This window comes from Nostoc sp. PCC 9305 (assembly GCF_963920915.1).
In the GTDB taxonomy this organism is placed as follows: Bacteria; Cyanobacteriota; Cyanobacteriia; order Cyanobacteriales; family Nostocaceae; genus Nostoc.
Window position 1 is genome coordinate 58600 of record NZ_CAWUDN010000025.1, and the last position, 18536, is coordinate 77135.

General features: G+C 39.5%; 16 protein-coding genes. 8 read left to right on the plus strand and 8 right to left on the minus strand.

Translation table 11 applies throughout. The features are described 5' to 3' along the window. Window positions 1-32: 32 nt before the first annotated feature. Window positions 33-1400: a sensor histidine kinase gene (locus ACM0OX_RS11795; protein WP_414515034.1), complete on the minus strand. Its 1368-nt coding sequence runs from the start codon at window positions 1398-1400 to the stop codon at window positions 33-35. A gap of 266 nt (window positions 1401-1666) precedes the next feature. Beyond that, window positions 1667-1978: a hypothetical protein gene (locus ACM0OX_RS11800; RefSeq protein WP_414515035.1), complete on the minus strand. Its 312-nt coding sequence runs from the start codon at window positions 1976-1978 to the stop codon at window positions 1667-1669. Between the two features lie 168 nt (window positions 1979-2146). Here ACM0OX_RS11800 and dacB point away from each other — a divergent pair, with 168 nt between their 5' ends. Both dacB and ACM0OX_RS11810 read left to right on the plus strand, forming a co-directional pair. Further along, complete coding sequence (gene dacB, locus ACM0OX_RS11805) at window positions 2147-3619, plus strand: D-alanyl-D-alanine carboxypeptidase/D-alanyl-D-alanine-endopeptidase (protein WP_414515036.1); 1473 nt, start codon at window positions 2147-2149, stop codon at window positions 3617-3619. A gap of 149 nt (window positions 3620-3768) precedes the next feature. Further along, complete coding sequence (locus tag ACM0OX_RS11810) at window positions 3769-4677, plus strand: S66 peptidase family protein (RefSeq protein WP_414515037.1); 909 nt, start codon at window positions 3769-3771, stop codon at window positions 4675-4677. Window positions 4678-4703: 26 nt separating this feature from the next. Here ACM0OX_RS11810 and ACM0OX_RS11815 read toward each other — a convergent pair whose 3' ends face one another. Next, a complete protein-coding gene (locus ACM0OX_RS11815; RefSeq protein ID WP_335054585.1) occupies window positions 4704-5483 on the minus strand; it encodes a class I SAM-dependent methyltransferase in 780 nt (259 codons plus the stop codon). 412 nt (window positions 5484-5895) lie between these two features. On the opposite strand from ACM0OX_RS11815, the gene ACM0OX_RS11820 reads away from it, so the two are divergent. From ACM0OX_RS11820 to ACM0OX_RS11835, 4 genes are all read left to right on the plus strand, one after another. Further along, window positions 5896-7002, plus strand: coding sequence for a class I SAM-dependent methyltransferase (locus tag ACM0OX_RS11820; protein ID WP_414515038.1), 1107 nt, complete (start codon window positions 5896-5898; stop codon window positions 7000-7002). 32 nt (window positions 7003-7034) lie between these two features. Beyond that, window positions 7035-8003, plus strand: coding sequence for a glycosyltransferase (locus ACM0OX_RS11825; protein WP_414515039.1), 969 nt, complete (start codon window positions 7035-7037; stop codon window positions 8001-8003). 129 nt (window positions 8004-8132) lie between these two features. Further along, the gene (locus tag ACM0OX_RS11830) at window positions 8133-8786 is read left to right on the plus strand and encodes a glycosyltransferase family 2 protein (RefSeq protein WP_414515040.1); all 654 of its coding nucleotides are present in this window, start codon (window positions 8133-8135) and stop codon (window positions 8784-8786) included. A gap of 18 nt (window positions 8787-8804) precedes the next feature. Continuing rightward, window positions 8805-10124, plus strand: a complete 1320-nt coding sequence (locus ACM0OX_RS11835; protein WP_414515041.1) for an ABC transporter substrate-binding protein — start codon at window positions 8805-8807, stop codon at window positions 10122-10124. A 54-nt stretch (window positions 10125-10178) separates the two neighbouring features. Here the strand turns inward: ACM0OX_RS11835 and ACM0OX_RS11840 are convergent, their stop codons facing one another. Both ACM0OX_RS11840 and ACM0OX_RS11845 read right to left on the minus strand, forming a co-directional pair. Next, a complete protein-coding gene (locus tag ACM0OX_RS11840) occupies window positions 10179-10802 on the minus strand; it encodes a hypothetical protein (RefSeq protein WP_414515042.1) in 624 nt (207 codons plus the stop codon). Window positions 10803-10835: 33 nt separating this feature from the next. After that, window positions 10836-11573: a hypothetical protein gene (locus ACM0OX_RS11845; protein ID WP_414515043.1), complete on the minus strand. Its 738-nt coding sequence runs from the start codon at window positions 11571-11573 to the stop codon at window positions 10836-10838. A gap of 221 nt (window positions 11574-11794) precedes the next feature. Between ACM0OX_RS11845 and hemE the strand changes: the two genes are divergently transcribed. Both hemE and ACM0OX_RS11855 read left to right on the plus strand, forming a co-directional pair. Next, window positions 11795-12856, plus strand: coding sequence for a uroporphyrinogen decarboxylase (gene hemE, locus ACM0OX_RS11850; RefSeq protein ID WP_414515044.1), 1062 nt, complete (start codon window positions 11795-11797; stop codon window positions 12854-12856). Between the two features lie 215 nt (window positions 12857-13071). Continuing rightward, entirely contained in the window at window positions 13072-14022 is a 951-nt protein-coding gene (locus ACM0OX_RS11855) for an NAD-dependent epimerase/dehydratase family protein (RefSeq protein ID WP_414515045.1), read from the plus strand. A gap of 87 nt (window positions 14023-14109) precedes the next feature. Here ACM0OX_RS11855 and ACM0OX_RS11860 read toward each other — a convergent pair whose 3' ends face one another. From ACM0OX_RS11860 to ACM0OX_RS11870, 3 genes are all read right to left on the minus strand, one after another. Further along, window positions 14110-15150, minus strand: a complete 1041-nt coding sequence (locus tag ACM0OX_RS11860; RefSeq protein ID WP_414515046.1) for a WD40 repeat domain-containing protein — start codon at window positions 15148-15150, stop codon at window positions 14110-14112. Between the two features lie 119 nt (window positions 15151-15269). Further along, a complete protein-coding gene (locus ACM0OX_RS11865) occupies window positions 15270-15419 on the minus strand; it encodes a hypothetical protein (RefSeq protein ID WP_414515047.1) in 150 nt (49 codons plus the stop codon). A 632-nt stretch (window positions 15420-16051) separates the two neighbouring features. Further along, window positions 16052-17746: a peroxidase family protein gene (locus ACM0OX_RS11870; RefSeq protein ID WP_414515048.1), complete on the minus strand. Its 1695-nt coding sequence runs from the start codon at window positions 17744-17746 to the stop codon at window positions 16052-16054. Between the last annotated feature and the right edge of the window lie 790 nt (window positions 17747-18536).

The following is an 18536-nucleotide window of genomic DNA, read 5'->3' on the forward strand; positions in this document are numbered from 1 at the left end:
TTACCCAAAATAGAGAATTTTGAACTAACTTTTCAAGAATTAAGTTCAACAGGAATAGTAATAATAAACTCGGTTCCTTCTTTTACGCTAGATATACATTGCAGTTGACCGCAATGTTTTTCTACAACAATTTGATAGCTGATAGATAGCCCTAACCCAGTGCCTTTACCAACGGGTTTAGTGGTGAAGAAAGGGTCAAATAATCGCTTTTGTATATCCTTGGGAATTCCAGTACCATTATCGGCAATGCGAATAACTACTTGCCGATTGTCTGTGACTTCAGTACGAATACGAATTACAGGTGATTTTAGAGTTGAATAAGCTGATTCAAAACTCTCAAATATCGCATCAATTGCATTTGATAGAATATTCATAAATACTTGATTGATTAACCCAGCATAGCATTCTACTAAAGGGAGATTTCCATATTCTTTATCAATAGTAATTATCTGACCTGTTTCTTGATTTAGAAGACGGCTTTGTAATATTATTAGAGTACTATCAATCCCTTCATGAATATCAACTATCTTTTTATCAGATTCATCCAGGCGAGAGAAGTTGCGTAATGAAAGAACTATCTCTTGGATACGCTCAGTACCAAACTTCATAGAATCAAGAAGTTTGAGGTAATCAGCAGTTAAAAATTCTAGTTCCATTTCTGCGATCGCAGCTTCAACTTCTGCCACTGGTGCAGGATAATGGTGTTGGTATAGACTAATTAACTGTAGTAAATCTTGAGTGTAGTTGAGCGCATAAACAAGGTTGCCAGCGATAAAGTTCACAGGGTTATTGATTTCGTGTGCAATCCCAGCAACAAGTTGTCCCAAAGCAGCCATTTTTTCATTTTGAATTAATCGCGCATAGTTATTCTTAAGGGTACGAAAGCCCACTTTAGCGATTCTAGATTGTTCTTCTACTTTCTCTAGTTGAGCTAATGTTAAAATATGAATTTGGGAATAAGCTAAAAGTAAATGATGGAAATCGAGTAGCTTATAACTACCTAACTGAGTTTCTATTAAAATCGGCTCATATACAAATTGAGGTTCTCGCTGCAATGCTACCTTATTTGCTTCTACAATCAGCGTATCCTCAGAAATAATACATACATCTGGCTGAAGAAAGTTAACCAGATTAATCGCGGGTCGTTTAGAAAATAGTGGAAAACTATAGGGACGACTCATGTGTTCAAAAAATCTTTGTCGAGAAATCATCCCCAGATAGTCATGATTTTTCACCAGGATAATTCCTGGTAGTAAAGGTTCTTGCTTAAAGAGTGTATTCAAATCATTTGCTGGACTATCTGCTTCGACATAAACAGACCAAAGTGGTAATTCTTGCAAAGTAGACTCTAATCGCAAGTTCAGATTATTAGCATTCGTCATGGTATGTATAGATAACATACTTTAAATCCTTAACCTTGAGTTAACATTTCTGATAACACCCAGAATCAGCATTGCGATAATTGCAAAGTTAATCAAACTTATATTTCCCTGATTCCTGCTGAAAATCACAGTTATGCTGCAAAACTGCTGATGTTAGCGCATCCGATTATTTTCTATACTGGAAAATTGATACTAATTAAAATCCCCTGTTACCTATTCGCTAACCTTGTGACGTTAGAATTATTGTTTATTTAAAATATTTAAAATTATTTTAGGATACGCTTTTACCAATGGTTAATAAAGAAGTTAAACATTGCTGAAGTTGTAGCACTAGCTGGGGATGGTGAGGCTGTTGCTTGTGGAGAAGTTGTAGTTGTAGGACTTGGGACTTGAGTGGGAATGGTGTTACTAGCTGTACTAGTAGCATTTAGTGTCTGCCGCAACGTAAAAACTTCATAAGTTACATAGCCGCTACATCCCAAAGCCAAAGTAGAGAGTAATACAGCTACACCAGATAAAAATGTACTCACACCATTGCCTCGATTTCGTATTTCTGTATGTGCAGGTTGACTTGGGTTTCGATTTTGTAGTCCCATAAATTATGTTTGTGCGTAGGCGCAGCCCGTCGTAGACATCGCCTATGTATGAAACATGTGAACATCTTCCTTATACTAATTAAGTAACTTTACTGAGCCAATTCTTCTCTCTCCGGAAGGAAATTGTTTGCAAGGTAAAAATATCTGTCTTTGGGATAAGGAAAATTGGTGAGACTTAAGACTTTAAATCAACCACTGGGTGTTTTATTAATATTTTTGGTTGGCCAGATAGGATTTACTTCTAGGGTTGCGAAAGCACAAACCTCAGTTGCACCAACAACTACCACAAAATCAATTTGCTCTAGCCAACTGGCAACAGCTATAGATGCTGTAATCAATCGTCCCTTATTTAGTCGGGGGCGCTGGGGAATTTTGATACAATCTCTGTCAACGGGGCCAACTCTTTACAGTCGAGATGCTCAAAAATATTTTACTCCTGCGTCTAACCTGAAATTGCTGACAACAGCAGCCGCGTTGCAGGAATTGGGTGCTAATTTTCGGATTCGCACCTCTATTTATCAGAATGGCAATGGTATTTTACGTGTTGTCGGCAGGGGAGATCCTAGTTTAAGTGATACAGAACTGCAAAAATTGGCACAGCAGTTAAAACAGAAAGGTATTACTCAAATTCAGCAGTTGAGTGCTGATGATAGTTATATTCAAGGTGATATTGTTAATCCCACCTGGCAATGGGAAGATGTGCAGTCAAGTGATGGCGTACCAGTCAGCAGCTTTATTCTGAATAAAAATATTTTTAGCTTCAAACTTGTACCACAGGCTGTAGGTAAATCTTTGCAAGTGCTGTGGCTCGATCCTGGCGAAGCGAAACAGTGGCGGATAATTAATCAGTCAATAACCGTCCCTCAAAATCAACCGAGCTACGTCAATGTCACCCGCGAATTATCAGGAACAGTATTACGAATTCAAGGACAACTGACAACGAATTCTGAAGAATCTTTAATAGATTTGCCTGTAGTTGACCCTAATTATTACTTCTTACGACGTTTCCGTACTGCTTTAGCAACAGAAAAAATTACTTTGGGACAAACATTAGTAGTAAATGGTGGTGTGAATCAACAGGAAATAGCATTTGTAGAATCGCCACCTTTAGCTGAATTATTAGCAGAAACTAATTTAAATAGTAATAATCTTTATGCGGAAGCATTGCTGAGAGCATTAGCTGTGAAAAAACTCAGAGTGAAAACTCAGAGTAGTGCTGATGTCGGTTTAGAAGTTGTCAAAGCAAGTTTAACTAAATTGGGGGTCGATCCAGCTAATTATATTTTGGTCGATGGTTCAGGTTTATCACGTCGTGACTTAGTGACACCAGAAGCTTTTGTCCAAACTCTGCGGGGAATGGCAAAAACCCCAACTGCATATATATATCGGGCATCTTTACCCGTGGCTGGTAAGAGTGGAACTCTGAAAGGCCGCTTTCAAGGTACACCTGCTGAGGGCATTGTGCAAGCAAAAACAGGTACGTTAACGGGTGTAGTTTCTCTATCTGGATATATGAATGCGCCGAAATATGAGCCGCTAGTTTTTAGTATTATCGTCAATCAGTCAAATCAGTCTGCAACAGTTATACGGCAGGCAATTGATGAAGTTGTTGTGTTGTTAACACAGTTGCAGCATTGTTAATATTAGACATCTTGCAAAAGTAACAAATGTCAAGATATCGGGGAAAGGTTAAAGGGTAAGGGAAAATTCTATACCTTTACCCTTTAACCCTTAACCTTTTCCCCACTTCTGTCAAGAGTCTATTATACTTTTCATTCATAACTTGTTTCATGCCAGCCAAAATCTTACCACCGCCCTTAAAACCTGGAGACTTACTACGAGTAATTGCCCCTAGTGGTGCTTTGCGAGAATTCGAGGAATTTAAACAGAGTCTAGAAATTTGGCGATCGCGTGGTTATCAATTAAAAGTCAGTCCCCAGATAGATGACAAATGGGGTTATCTAGCTGGAACAGACGAAACCCGTCGTCAACAGCTAGCAGCAGCATGGCAAGATCCTGATTGTCGTGGTATTCTCTGTGCCAGAGGTGGTTTTGGCAGCACCCGCATCTTAGAAAATTGGAATTGGCCAAACTCAGGGCTTCCCAAGTGGCTTATAGGCTTTTCTGATATCACAGCTTTATTATGGAGTCTTTATACAGCAGGAATTTCCGGCGTTCACGGCCCTGTAATGACAACTTTGGCAGATGAGTCAGATTGGTCTATTAAGCGATTATTTGATTGGGTAGAAAATAGTTCTTTTAGCCCTCTTAAAGGTTGCGGTTGGGGTGGTGGTGTGGTTCATGGTACTTTATTGCCAGGTAATCTCACGGTGGCTACTCACCTTTTGGGTACACCAATCTTGCCACATCTGGATGGTGTAATTCTAGCGCTGGAGGATGTTACAGAAGCACCTTATCGCATCGATAGGATGCTAACACAGTGGCGTTTGAGTGGTGCTTTGTCACAAGTCTGCGGTATTGCTTTAGGCGGTTTTACTCGCTGTGAAGCGCCACCAACTATATCTAGTTTTAGTGTAGAAGAAGTATTGCGCGATCGCTTGGGCGATTTGGGGATTCCCATTGTCTCCGATTTACCTTTTGGTCATGATAGTCCCAATGCAGCCTTACCAGTGGGTATGGAGGTAACTTTAGATGGGGATGCAGGAATATTAGCGATCGCGCATCCCCATCTAAGTTAAAATCAGATCCGCTTCTGGTTAAACAGTCATAATCCACTCACAGAATAATGTTCTAAATGCTTTGGTAAATTCCAATTAATTTTCGGATCTGGCTGATGTTTTACTGGTTCAACATTCCCTCGCCAAGCAGCACCCATAATTTGCATAGTTTGGTAAATGATTGTATTCCAACCTTTTTCCTTTAAGTAGTCTAAACCTTGTGCTACATCAGGGGAAGTTAAATCATGGAACAAAATTAAAGCATCATCCTCTGCCAATGGTTCACAAACAATCGTATCATTGAGCGGAGCAGGTGCTTCATGATCGCCATCAATGAAAATCAATGACCACTTGTGTTGTAATTCTTTAGCTAACTCTTCTACTCTTTGTGGGCTATAACCAGCTACTAAATTAACTGAGTCAAGAACATTAGCAAGTCGTAGGGAATTACTTACACTTTCATAAACATCTTCTCTGGCTAGAAAAGGATCGATTACATCTAATTCCACTCCACCCAATGCCAGATGACAGGCAGACCAACCCCGCAAACAACCAATTTCTAAAGCTTTTTTTCCGGCAAATCTGAGTGCCGTATTATATAAAATATGTGCTTCATCTCTATTGAGGAACCCTATAAATGGCTCATCTATATCCACATACCATTTATGGGGAATATCTCGACGTAAATAAGACCAATAACAGTTATTGATGTCTCCAAGAATCATATTGGGGAAAGCTGAATCAGGATGAACTATCTCAAATTCAGGTGAAATATAGTCCCAACTAGACAAAGAGATATTTGGAACAACTTCATTAGTTTTTGCCATTATTAATTTTTCTCCCAAGATTAATTATGTACTAGTTTTGTTAGCTTTACCAATTAAATTACGCAAATTAGGATTAACAGTAACATACTATGGTTCAATAGTTAATACTAAGACCAACTCGAATATCCAAGTAAAGGTAATCGCCTCTAGTGTGGTACTGCGGCAATTAGAGCAGAGCATCGATTCAGGAATCACAAACCTAACCCTCCAGACTCCCTAATTACCAGAGAAGTAGAGCAACACTTGTCTCTTGCAACCGGGGAAGCGTTGGAAAAGAGGATCTTTCAGTAACGCTAAATTGTTATTTTCAGCCAATCTTAAAATAAATGCGATGCCATTATAAATAAAATCGAAAATAGCTTATAATACCCAAGTCATCCTCCTGATTATAAAACTTTGAGTTATTAATTATATGCCAAAACAATATGTACCTAATGCCTTTTTAAAAGTTGAAAATTCACAGTTATATGCAATTTTTGCTTGGAGTCAGCGAACCGCAGAAATTATTCCATCAAAATCATGGTTGACAATCCTGGAAATATTTATTCACGAACATTCATTAGAGACAGCTTACCAAATATTTCAAAAAATTAAATTAGAACCTATAGCAGAGAAAGTTATTCAGGAGATCAAAAAATATGAGCAGCTTCTTCAAAACGCCCTAGTTTTTTTAGCAGATGGTAGCCTGACAATCTTCGGTAAAGGCTTTCGGAGTTTTATCGAAAAGGAAATGCAATATGAACTTGGTTCATTAAGTAGAGAAACTTACCAAGTCTTGCCACAATTATTTTCCCAATATCAATTAGAAGATGACCTAGAATCTATTAAAAATATAGAAGAATTTCGTAAATTAGTAGAACATTTAGAAAGTCTTGGTTTACTGTCCCCTGCTACAGGTTCGATAGATTGGGGTGATTTGAAAAAAACAGTTCCCATTTGTCAAGCATTTGGATTGACAAGAGGTACACCTGTCGATAGATACTACCTCAGCAAATTTCTGAAAGAAATTCAAACCCAAATTGGTGGCAATATCTTAGAAATAGGAGGAACACCAAAAGATAAAGATTTTTATCAAATTAATCCAGGCGCATCATATCAGATTCTCAACTTAGAAGCAGGCCCAGGAGTAGATATAGTTGGGGATGCTCATGATGTATCCGTTATTAAACCAGAATCTTTTGATTCAGCGATCATTTTTAACGTCTTAGAACATTGTTACGCCCCCTGGATAGTGGTGGAAAATATCCACACTTGGCTAAAACCTGGTGGAAAATGTTTTGCAATGGTACCAAGTGCGATTAGAGTTCATGCTACTCCCGTTGACTATTGGCGACCTTTACCTGATGCTTTCGCCTGGATGTTTAGAAACTTCTCGCAACAGAAGTTGTATGTCTATGGCAACCCTACCAGTGTCATAGCTAGTTATCATGGAATAGCCGTAGAAGAACTAACATCTGAAGAACTAGACGCTTACCATCCAGATTATCCCGTCGCAACTTGTATTTTGGCTGAAAAGTAAATCTAAAAGTGTGAGGAGAAATTAAATTATTTATGAAAATTGCTCTTGTAGCTTGGGGTTATATCCCTGAACCCCCTTTATCACATTCTGTTTTAACTGTGATAAATGAATACAAAAATTTTTTAGAAACAATTGGACATCAAGCCGATATCTTAAACGAGAAAGATGTTAACAAAGTCATAGAATATATTAATAATAATAATTATGATTTCGTGCATTTACACGCCTATAGTTTTGTCAGCGAATTTAATCGAAAACTTAAACAGAAGTATTGTTTTACCTGCCATGATGGTTATTTATTTAAAACAGATAAATGGAATGAAGAATTTAGAGAAGCATATCAACATTATTTTAATGCACCTGGGATAATTGCTCTTTCTCATGTAACAAAAGATTTTTTACTGAACGCAGGGTATTCTGGATACATAGCAGTGCAAGTAAACGGTATTGATACTCAGAAAGTAAATTTTCAACCTAAAGGGAATAATAAAGCTATTTGTTTAGGTTGGATTCAGCCAAGAAAACAGCAGAAATTACTGGCAAAAATTATAGATGGAAAGATTGCAATAGATTTTGTTGGCCCTCTAGATGACCCTGATTTTGTTGAAGGAACAACCACAAAACATTTAGGTGTATGGAGTTTAGAACAAGTTTATTCTCGGCTCACAGATTATAGTTGTTTAGTTTTAATTAGTGAAGGAGAAGTTGCACCACTCGTAGTCTTAGAAGCAATGGCAGCAGGTTTATGTATAGTTGTTTCCGAATCTGCTAGTGCTAATTTGCATCACAAAGAATTCATTAGAATTTTGCCAGATAATATTTTAACTGATACCACACCAGAAGCTCACAAAATTGTTACCGATACAATTAGCGAGATGATTGATAAAAACCAATATTATCGTCCACAAATTTTAGAATATGTTCGAGAAAACTTTGATTATAGCCGGATAGTTTATCATTATAATGATATTATGCACGATTTTATAAACTTACATAGCTAAGGAGTAATTTTCAGCCTGTTAATAACTTTGTTCTGTTCAACACAGCTTAATACTTTACTCCTCAATAATTAAAAATCCCTCTTTTGTTAGTGGAATTCTTGTGCGAACAATTACGATGATGATTTAAAAATGGAAACTGTAGTTTTTGATTTCAATCATGAAGTGTCAATTATCCTCTGTACCTATAATCGGGCAAAATATCTAAACAATTGCATTGATAGTGTTATTGCTCAAAGTTTTAAAGATTGGGAACTGATTATAGTTGATGATGGCAGCCAAGATAATACCTTTGAAATTGTCAATCCTTATATTCAAAAATTTCAAAATATCCGGTATTTAAAACATCAAAACAGGAAGCTATGGTATGCTAAAAATGTTGGCATACAGGCATCTTTCGGCAAATACATAACATTCTTAGATAGCGATGATGCGTACAAAGTAAATCATCTGGATGCGCGAATTGAATATATGAGAGCTAATCCAGAAATTGATTTGATTGAAGGTGGATTCGCCACAGAAGAAGAGGTTTGGGTTGCAGATTATTTTCAACCAGGTCAAAAAATTAATCTCCGAGAATGTGTTTTAGGCCCAACATTTTTTGGAAAGAGACAGGTATTTTTTGAGGTGAAAGGATTTAATAATATTGCTTATGGAGAAGATACAGACTTTTGGTATCGGGCGGCAAAAATATTCAGAACTGAAAAAGTAACGGAACCCCAAACTTATATTTACACAAGAGCAGAAACTAGTATTACCAAAAGTGTTTTGGAGAATATTTCTTAATCTGATTAACTACCTGGTATGAAGATTATCCTTTTTCTATCCCAAATAAGCCATTATTCTCGCCGAGTCATCGCTTCTGTTTGGCAGATGTTACTTCTAGGGATTGTTCTAAGTTCGTTCCTAATATTTTTATCTGGTTGTCAGGGACTAGTACAGAAGGATGATGGAGTAATTCATTTAACCCTATGGCAAGCAATCAATCCCCCTGCTAATCGGGATGTGTTTGACAAACTGGTAGACAAATTTAATCAGACTCATGCTGATGTGCAGGTAGAATCTGTCTTTTTAGCTCAACCCCACTTGCCGAAAATATTAACAGCTGTTGTGGGTAATGTGCCTCCAGATATCTTGGCATTCTATCCGCAAATTACAGGTCAGTTAGCAGATTTAAGGGCAATTATACCTTTAGAAGATTGGTTGAAAAAATTGCCCCTAAAGTCAGAAATCACCCCTAACCTACTTGAAGAATTGCAATTAGATGGTCATCTTTGGTCAGCGCCATTATATACAAGTAACATCGGTATTTTTTACAGACCTAAGCTTTTTGAAGCTGCGGGAATTACGCAAACGCCCAAGACCTGGGAAGAATTGAGGGAAGTTGCCAAAAAATTAACCATAGACCGCGATGGCGACAAGCGACCAGAACAGTACGGAATTCTACTGCCTTTAGGGAAGGGAGAATGGACTGTTTTTAGCTGGTTTCCTTTTTTATTGAGCGCTGGCGGAGAAGTACTGACAAATAACCGACCGAATTTAACGAACGCTGGGGCGCTGAAAGCTTTACAATTCTGGCAGCAGTTGTTGAAAGATGGTTCAGCAATGCTTTCTTCCCCAGAACGGGGTTATGAAGAGGATGCCTTTATAGCGGGTCGCGTTGCTATGCAAATTACGGGTCCTTGGACTTATATCACGAAATCTAACGTTGATTACGACGCATTTCCCATACCGACAAATCTTGGTCAAGCTACGGTGACAGGTGGCGGAAATCTGTATGTGATGAAGACTACACCAGCCAGAGAGCAAGCTGCACTCAAGTTTTTAGAATATGTTTTGAGTGAAGAATTCCAAAAAGAATGGAGTATCGGTACCGGTTTTTTACCAGTTAATCTTAAAGCTGCACAAAGTGGAGCTTATCAGCAATTCCTCAACCAAAAATCTTGGTTAAAAGTGTTTATGGAACAAATTCCTCTGGCTGGTGCTCGACCGATTATTGCCGGATATAGCCGTCTTTCTGACAGTCTTGGTCGAGCTATCGAGGCTACATTGCTGGGTGAATCTCCCGATAAAGCTCTCAAAATAGCACAAGAGCGTTTAGAAACTATTTGGGATAACAATTAAATGGGACTGGGTAACTCGTGGTATCCTTTGAGGTGCAGTGGCTTGAGTATATAATTAACTATTAGCATTGGTAAGAATTCCTACAAGCACTCGCACTAATTCTTCCAAACCTTCTGGAACGCGATAAAGTTTGATATCTTGCATGACCCATTTATCTTGCCGATAAAATATTCCAAATCGCCAATCTTCTCCATTTATTAGAGCACCATACAAAGTTGGTGTTTGCGAATCTGTCCATTGGTCGAGTGCTATCAATTCAATTGCAAGTTGAGTGAATCCCCGGCTTAAATCGGATTGCTTGGCTTCAACTACTAATAGGGAATTGGAAGATGAAATATAGTAATCAAAACTCCCTTTGAGTTGTTCGCTAACATTAATGGGGTACTCAATATTTAGTTGCGTTTGTGTTTGATCGCAAATTTCCAACAAAATAGGAGCAATTAAAACTTCACATTTTGCAGCTTCACTGATAGGATTTACGCGCATGATATTACGCCGTAAGTAACGCTGTAAAAATTCTAAATAGTCAATTATGCCTGAATATTGTGGTAGTTGTAGCAATGCGCGTTCGTAACTACATCCCAGTTCCGCCAAGATGTCTCCTGGGGTATATGGTAATTCAAAATACTTACTAAATTTATAACTTTGACCGGGTTGGAGAATGCGCGGGCGAGTCATAAATATTAAGGTTATAGAATATATCGACAAAAGTCAGGTAGAAATTTCAGTTTTGGGATGTAAATTTCTTTTTAATATACACAAACCAATTGCTGGTATGGCTCCTAAAATCGCTGCTGTCAGTCCTTGTCCACTCCAATATAGTATGGGAGTACGGTAGGTTTCTGGAATCAAATTTTGCATAATAAAAAGCAACCAAACCAAAATAGTGATGCAGAAGAAAGAGATTGAGGGTACAAAATTCCACCACCAAATACCTGCTGTATATCGCCTCAATACCAGCCATTGGCAAATCCCTAGCCAAATTCCAGAAATTATATATGCGATCGCAGACAAAAATCCAAAAATCAAAGTATCTTCAGAAGATGATGAGGCAATGGTTGAAATGTAGTTAATCCAGGCTGTAGAAACACCGTTGGCAATCAGCCAACCGACACTAGTAGCAAATAGCCACTGCCAACCCGGTAAATATCGGTAAAGCACAAGAGCTTGGTCAGCAGCGAAAATCATGGCAAATACAACGTTACTAAGACTTCTAACCAAAATGCTCCATGTTTGTGGTTGATTAGCAACGTTAGATGAGAGACTTTGGAGAATAATTTTCTCTAAAGCGATACTGGCAACGCCACCCACAACCCATCCAATGAGGGTCATTGAGGTAAACTGAATAAAGAACCTCTGCCGCTGCGATCGCGGAATCAAATACTTTCCTGGATTAGGCTCATTATTAGCAGATGCAAGATGATCGGGACTGTTAGAGTCAGTTTGCATAGGGAATTAAGGGAGTAGATAGTGGAGACAACACAAAAGAGTGACGAAATTCTTTTATATTCCACTTTCTTTGTTAATTCTTGTTTTATCCCATTTCCGACCCGATTTCCCTTTGGTGTAAAGGTACTAGGGCTTTTGGTGACAACTTGCTAATAAAGCGTAATCCCAGAATGATAAGCTAAACAGTGGCATAAAAGTTGTGACTTAGGATGAAGTGATAAATGGGTGTTTATTCAACGACTCCTCATCTCTTACGGGCTGCTCGTGGTGAAGTAGTAGATCGTCCCCCTGTATGGATGATGCGACAAGCGGGACGATATATGAAAGCATATCGAGACTTAAGAGATAAGTATCCTTCGTTTCGCGATCGCTCCGAAATTCCAGAAGTAGCAATTGAAGTTTCTTTGCAACCCTGGAGAGCTTTCCAACCAGACGGAGTAATTTTATTTTCTGATATTGTCACCCCATTACCTGGTTTGGGGATTGACATGGATATTGCCGAAGGTAAAGGCCCAATCATTCACTCGCCCCTCCGCACTCAAGAACAAATCGATGCTCTGCATCCTTTAGAACCAGAAGCAGCTCTACCATTTATCAAGACAATTTTGCAAGCGCTGCGTTCGGAAGTAGGCGATAAGTCAACGGTGTTGGGCTTTGTGGGTGCGCCGTGGACATTAGCAGCTTATGCAGTTGAAGGAAAAGGTTCTAAAACCTATTCCATCATCAAAAATATGGCATTTTCAGACCCGGTGATATTGCATCAACTATTAGCTAAATTAGCAGATGCGATCGCCATCTATGCCCGCTACCAAATTGACTGTGGCGCTCAAGTTGTGCAAATGTTCGATTCTTGGGCGGGTCAATTGAGTCCTCAAGATTATGACACCTTTGCTCTCCCCTATCAGCAGCGAGTTTTCCAGCAAGTCAAGCAAACCCACCCCGATACACCTTTGATTTTGCTAGTTAGCGGTAGTGCGGGTGTGTTGGAAAGAATGGGACAATCTGGCGCTGATATTGTCAGTGTAGACTGGGCAGTAGATATGGCAGACGCAAGAGCCAGATTGGGTAAACAAATGAAAGTTCAAGGAAATCTTGACCCAGGCGTGTTATTCGGCTCTAAACAGTTTATCCGCGATCGCATCCTCGATACCGTTCGCAAAGCCGGCAATTGGGGTCATATTCTTAATCTCGGTCACGGTGTCTTACCAGAAACTCCCGAAGAAAATGTCGCTTTCTTCTTTGAAACGGCAAAGGAATTGAATCTTGCAGGAGTTAAGAGTTAGGAGTTATGAGTTATGAGTTATGAGTTAGGAGTTATGAGTTATGAGTTATAAGCTATTAAGTTATTAGTCGCGAGGTGCAGAGTTCTTTTTTATTCTTAACTCCCCACTCCTAACTTGATTCTTAACTCCTAACTTTATAAATAACTCCTGATTCGGAACTTTTAACTTTATTCTTAACTCTTAACTCCTAACTCCTAACTTATTAAAATCTTATTATGAGCCAGAAGCGGATTTTAGTGACTGGTGCAAGTGGTTGTGTAGGTCATTATTTAACAGAAGCCTTAATTAAAGAAACAAATCACGAACTGTATCTATTAGTTAGGAACCCAAGCAAACTGCAAGTTGATACTAAGGCACGTTCAGGCATCAACGTTTTGCAAGGTGATATGCAAAATATTCGCCAGTTTGCCGATTTGCTATCTACAATTGATACAGCAGTACTCACAGCTACAGCTTGGGGTGGCAATCAGACATTTGATATTAATGTTGTTAAGACTATAGAGTTACTCGAACTGCTAGATCCAGAACGTTGCCAACAAGTAATTTATTTTTCGACAGCTAGCGTTTTGGATCGCTACAATCAACCATTAAAAGAAGCCGGGGAAATTGGGACAGATTACATCCGTTCTAAATATGAGTGCTTAGAGAAAAAAGAAAAATTAGCGATCGCACCCAAAATTACCACAGTTTTTCCGACTGTAGTATTGGGCGGTGATGCGAATAAACCTTATTCTGCTGTCACATCTGGTATTCCAGAAGTTACGAAATATATTAATGTGATTCGCTTTTTGGAAGCAGATGGCAGTTTTCACTTTATCCATGCACGAGATATTGCCACTGTCGTGCAATATTTGATCGATCGTCCTGCTAAAGATAATCAACCACGTCGGCTTGTTTTAGGTCAAGCACCGTTAACTGCTAATCAAGCAGTCAAACAAGTTTGTGCTTATCTGGGCAAAAAGATTTATTTTCGCATTCCCATATCTATAGCATTGGCTAATTTGATTATTGTTCTGTTCCGCATTCGCATGGCCGCTTGGGATCGGTTTTGCATGAACTATCGGCATTTTACTTATGAAAAATTCATCAATCCCGATAGTTTCGGCTTGCCAAATTACTGTGCAACCATGAATGATGTTTTAAAAATTAGTGGCGTTGAACGTTAGCTAATGTGGGGATTTATGCTTTTATAGTTTAATAAAATCGACCAATTACAAATATGAATTAATGTATAATTTAAGACAGTTTATCTGTTAATTATGCAACCCCTTCACAGACCAAATTTTGATAGTTTGGTCGGCACTACCGCTAGCTAAAGTTTGTCCATCGGGGCTATATGCAACAGACCAAACTGGTTTGCTGTGTCCTGCAATACTACCTAATGCTTTACCTGTAGATGGATACCAAAACTTAATCGTGTTATCTGCACTGCCACTGGCTAATACTTGCCCATCCGGGCTGAAAGTTACAGACAACACTTTTGCAGAATGTCCTACCAGTGTGTGTAACAATATGCGATCGTTAAGCCGCCAAAGCTCGATCGTCTTGTCCGCACTGCCACTGGCTAGGATCTGCCCATTTGGGCTAAAAGCAACAGATAATACTCCTTGAGAATGACCTACGAAAGTGTGTGTTAGCACTGCACTTTCTTTTCCTGATTGAGTGTCTAGCTGCCAAATTTTAACAGTGCCATCATTGTCGCCACTAGCTAAAGTTCTCCCATCTGGATTAAAGGCAACAGACTTTACAGTATCAGTATCCTGAAGTGTCTGTAATTGTTGACCAGTTTGGAGATTCCACAGTTTGATCGTCTTGTCGGCACTGCCACTAGCAGCCAAAAGACCATTTGGACTAATCGCCACAGACTCCACATCATCAACATGACCATTGAGGGTATGCAGCAAAGCACCAGTTTCTAGATTCCAAACTTTTATCCGGTTATCCCAGCTACCACTGATCAGAATATGGTTGTCACGACTAATGGCAAGGGACTTAACTGCATCAGCATGGCCTTTAAAGGTATGAAGTAATTTGCCAGTATGCAGATTCCAAATTTTAATCGTGCCATCATAGCTACCACTAGCTAAAATTTTACCATCTGGACTAATAGCGATCGCATAAATCCATATTGAATGCCCTTTAAAAATGTGAGAAGGTTGTAAATTAAGCAAAGATATAGAGGTCGATGTGTGAGTTTTGAATCGTGAAAGTAAACCATAGAAACTAAAGCTACTCAAGGCTACAATGGTAATCACTAAAGCTGCTGAAACCTTATTGAGGATTAGCTTTGACATTAACTATAGACTCCAAATCACAACTAACAACATTATTTAGATTGAGCAATCTTTGTTAGGAACTTCCTCTGAGTTGGACTTTGGACAACAAAGAGAGAAGATTCTGTTCGTTGTGTAAACTATCTACGAACTACTTCTTTTTTTGTTATACTCATCTTTTTTTGTTGCTGATTCTGGCGTTCAATCCAAAAACGAATCAGAAATAAAGCCATAATAGCGGTAATCCACATAATGGCAATGGGTGTTAAATATGTCCAATGCCCTGACATTTTGTCCCAAATATGCCACGTTAAAAGAAATATAGCTAAGTAAGTAAGTTTATGCAATTGCTTCCAGTTTTTCTTTTCCCTTTCCCATTCCCCTTTTCCCCTTAACCTAGAAGTATTGCGGTAGTATGCACGATATCCACGGCTTTAAAATCTGACTATAACGGAACTGCACGAATCATCAACGTCAATATAAATGCAGCTTTTCAAAAAGCAATTGATGAACTCAAAAAATCATAAGTATAGTGCAATCATTATGAATGATGGCAAGTTAAATATCTAAAGAATCTTGAGCAAGATTATCGATTTATCAAACGATTGGTCAAATCAGGAATAAAATTTGCCTCGTTCGATCCATCGAGGTAAACCTTGAGGGAATCAGGCTATGAACATGATTTGTAAGGACAAGTCAAGGGAGTTTAAAAAGTTGCTTAAATTTTCGGAGTAGCTGCATAACTAGTTTTGATTTCTACAGACCTTTTGACCTTCACAAGTAAAATACAACTTCCCTAATCAAGAACAGTTTCTTTGGATTGAAAGAGGCAAGAGAAGCTCTTGAGTTGGGGATTTGACCCTTACTGTATTGATAAAAAATATAACAATAAGGCAGTCAGGGAGCAGATCCCCTAACATCTTCAGACAGATTTCTTTGCTTGCAAGATCAATTCTGGTACGCCAAAATCACCATCGGGGTTAACAGTGCCGTCCTTACTGCGGCGGAATTCAGAGATTGGTTTCCAACCTGGGTACTGACGCAAATAAGAGTGACTGTCTCCAAAAAGTAGCCCCACGAATACTTCACCAACAATACGCCCCCCTACTGGGCCGAGTCGGGTAGGAATGTTGTTGATTTCATCCTCACTCAGTTGACCCTGTTGCGCTGCCTTCTGTATCTCTAGCTGTGCCTCTGCCAAAATGTAGTACCAAAGCGGCGCTCGGTTGTTAAATTCTGGAGAGATGCTGGTGAGTAGAGGATTATTGGCAGCATCCTTTGCTGTCGCCTTGCCGACTCGTAGTTGTTCATTAGGGATAACAGGCAGACCTAAATGTTTTGCCACAGCCTGTCCAGAAGGCAGACCCAAACGTAGCCCGCGTAGCAAGTTGCGCGCTGCCAAAGAATGCTCAACTGTCGCCACACTCTCTGGAAGTGTACCAAGGGGATTTACCAGTGAAGTATCGAGTTTGTAACTAGACTGAACGCGATTTGGAGTATTTGGTTTTTGTTGATCTAGTGGGGTAATATCGAAAAATAGAGTCCAGTCTACTGCCCTACCGTCCTCAATGGTACGAAAACCAGTAAGTGTTTCGCTCACATCACCGTCAGGACTGGGGAAGATAATCCGTCGTCCTGGATTTTCCTTAGTGCCTGGGTCATTGGTATTCAATCGATAAATTGGACGAATAATCGAGTGTCCAAAGCGATAGGCTGCTGCCGAAAACTCGACAGGAATGAAAGGCTCCTTCTTCCACTTAAAGACCTTAAGGTTGGGCTGAAACTCAGAGAATTCCTTATTTTCCTTCTCTTGCTTGAGCTGAGGCAGGATCTCAAACAGGGTGTCCCAACCGATAATTCTGGGGAGGAAATCGTGTAGAATTACCCATTGATAGTGCCACCGCACCTCCTGTTGAGCGGTCTCGAAAGAAGGTGGATGACCATCGCGTTTAGTCAAAAAATCGACGATTCGGTTATGAAAGCGCAGTATTGTGGAATGGAGTTGTGAAACAATAGTGTTTTCGTCATTGCGAGGGTCGCCAATCAAAGCACGGGCAGGTTCGCCAGAGTTGGGGGTATTGCGTGGTAAATCTCTGGTGTTTGGATCGAAAACGCTCCCAGAAAGTTTTTTGCCTAAAAGCAGGTGCAAACCATCATTCGCGTATAAGTAGGGTTGATCGTCTGGGCCACGTCCATAGACGCTATCGAGGTCGAAGCGTGGTGTCCGAAAATCAATCAAAGCCTCTGGATCATTTTTTACTTGGAGGCTACTTGCCGGATCAAAAGTTAGATCGTGGTCGATAAATTGACCAAGGTAAGTATATCCAGCAGGGATACCAGGGTGTTCAGCAGTTCCGAGGTTTTCCTCATCATCTGGCTCGTTTTCTGGGGTTTGCTCCTCTTCATGGGGCGCAGTAATTTTTTCAGCAAGAGCATGAAGTGCTTGTACAGAAAAATTAGCAGCAGGAAGTGTGCGAAAGATCCGTCCAAAGCGTCCTTCAAACAGGGAAGACTGTGGTGGAAATTCCCCACCTCGTACCCCAGTGCCATGAGGGCGATACCCAGGTTTTCCGCCCCTTGTGGGGATGTTAGACGTGACTTTTTTCTCGTTACTCATAATATATTTTTCCTACAAGATAGTTTTCGTGATGGTATTGGTGGTTTTGGGAAAATTTAAGATGTCAAACCGCAGATATACAGACTCAAATTGCCTCTACAAGTGGAACAATTAGGTTCAACTTTCTCGTCACATTACTACAATGTATTAGAGAAGAGATGTCGCGCCCAACACATGTTTAGTTTCAAAATTTAGTAGTGTCCAAGATGCAATATGGAGAAGTAAAGTTTCTTAATGTGAGAATACTTGCCCTCCCTCTACCACAAATGTGCCAGCGATCGCATACACCGAATTGGGAGTAATGTATGGGTCAGTTATGTTGAGCAAATGAGCATTCTCTTGCATCCTATTACTTTGAATTTGGAAGTTGTTGAAGCTTATGCCGTGAATACATATCTGAGTTGGAATAGAAAGTTATGCAAATTTCAAAAATATTTTTTACAGGTAACTGTTCAGTGGGTGCTAAAATCGCTCCAAACCCTTGATTCAATACTTATCGCTTAAAGGTTAAGGGGGGAGGGTTTAAATTCACTCCTTACCATAACTAAAAATCCCCATGTTTCCCCCACGAAGATTTAAAAAATTCTTCCCCTTTAGTGTGGGTTTCAGTAGTTAGAGACTAGAAAAAAGCTTTAGAAATCCTTACGCCAAAGGCAACTTGAGAATTTTACGAATTGCGAATTAGCAATTATTGTTAAATCTTTTCAAAGCGTGGTTCGGTTGGACTATCGATTTCTGGCTGTGGGTGCGATTCGTTCACTCGAAATGAATAGAAATATTCAGGGATGAG

What these genes read in the sequence shown, in the direction of transcription:
- ACM0OX_RS11795 (WP_414515034.1), bottom strand. Translation starts at nt 1,400, where the DNA reads ATGTTATCTATACATACCATGACGAATGCTAATAATCTGAACTTGCGA.
- ACM0OX_RS11800 (WP_414515035.1), bottom strand. Translation starts at nt 1,978, where the DNA reads ATGGGACTACAAAATCGAAACCCAAGTCAACCTGCACATACAGAAATA.
- ACM0OX_RS11810 (WP_414515037.1), top strand. Translation starts at nt 3,769, where the DNA reads ATGCCAGCCAAAATCTTACCACCGCCCTTAAAACCTGGAGACTTACTA.
- ACM0OX_RS11815 (WP_335054585.1), bottom strand. Translation starts at nt 5,483, where the DNA reads ATGGCAAAAACTAATGAAGTTGTTCCAAATATCTCTTTGTCTAGTTGG.
- ACM0OX_RS11820 (WP_414515038.1), top strand. Translation starts at nt 5,896, where the DNA reads ATGCCAAAACAATATGTACCTAATGCCTTTTTAAAAGTTGAAAATTCA.
- ACM0OX_RS11825 (WP_414515039.1), top strand. Translation starts at nt 7,035, where the DNA reads ATGAAAATTGCTCTTGTAGCTTGGGGTTATATCCCTGAACCCCCTTTA.
- ACM0OX_RS11830 (WP_414515040.1), top strand. Translation starts at nt 8,133, where the DNA reads ATGGAAACTGTAGTTTTTGATTTCAATCATGAAGTGTCAATTATCCTC.
- ACM0OX_RS11835 (WP_414515041.1), top strand. Translation starts at nt 8,805, where the DNA reads ATGAAGATTATCCTTTTTCTATCCCAAATAAGCCATTATTCTCGCCGA.
- ACM0OX_RS11840 (WP_414515042.1), bottom strand. Translation starts at nt 10,802, where the DNA reads ATGACTCGCCCGCGCATTCTCCAACCCGGTCAAAGTTATAAATTTAGT.
- ACM0OX_RS11845 (WP_414515043.1), bottom strand. Translation starts at nt 11,573, where the DNA reads ATGCAAACTGACTCTAACAGTCCCGATCATCTTGCATCTGCTAATAAT.
- hemE (WP_414515044.1), top strand. Translation starts at nt 11,795, where the DNA reads ATGGGTGTTTATTCAACGACTCCTCATCTCTTACGGGCTGCTCGTGGT.
- ACM0OX_RS11855 (WP_414515045.1), top strand. Translation starts at nt 13,072, where the DNA reads ATGAGCCAGAAGCGGATTTTAGTGACTGGTGCAAGTGGTTGTGTAGGT.
- ACM0OX_RS11860 (WP_414515046.1), bottom strand. Translation starts at nt 15,150, where the DNA reads ATGTCAAAGCTAATCCTCAATAAGGTTTCAGCAGCTTTAGTGATTACC.
- ACM0OX_RS11865 (WP_414515047.1), bottom strand. Translation starts at nt 15,419, where the DNA reads ATGTCAGGGCATTGGACATATTTAACACCCATTGCCATTATGTGGATT.
- ACM0OX_RS11870 (WP_414515048.1), bottom strand. Translation starts at nt 17,746, where the DNA reads ATGAGTAACGAGAAAAAAGTCACGTCTAACATCCCCACAAGGGGCGGA.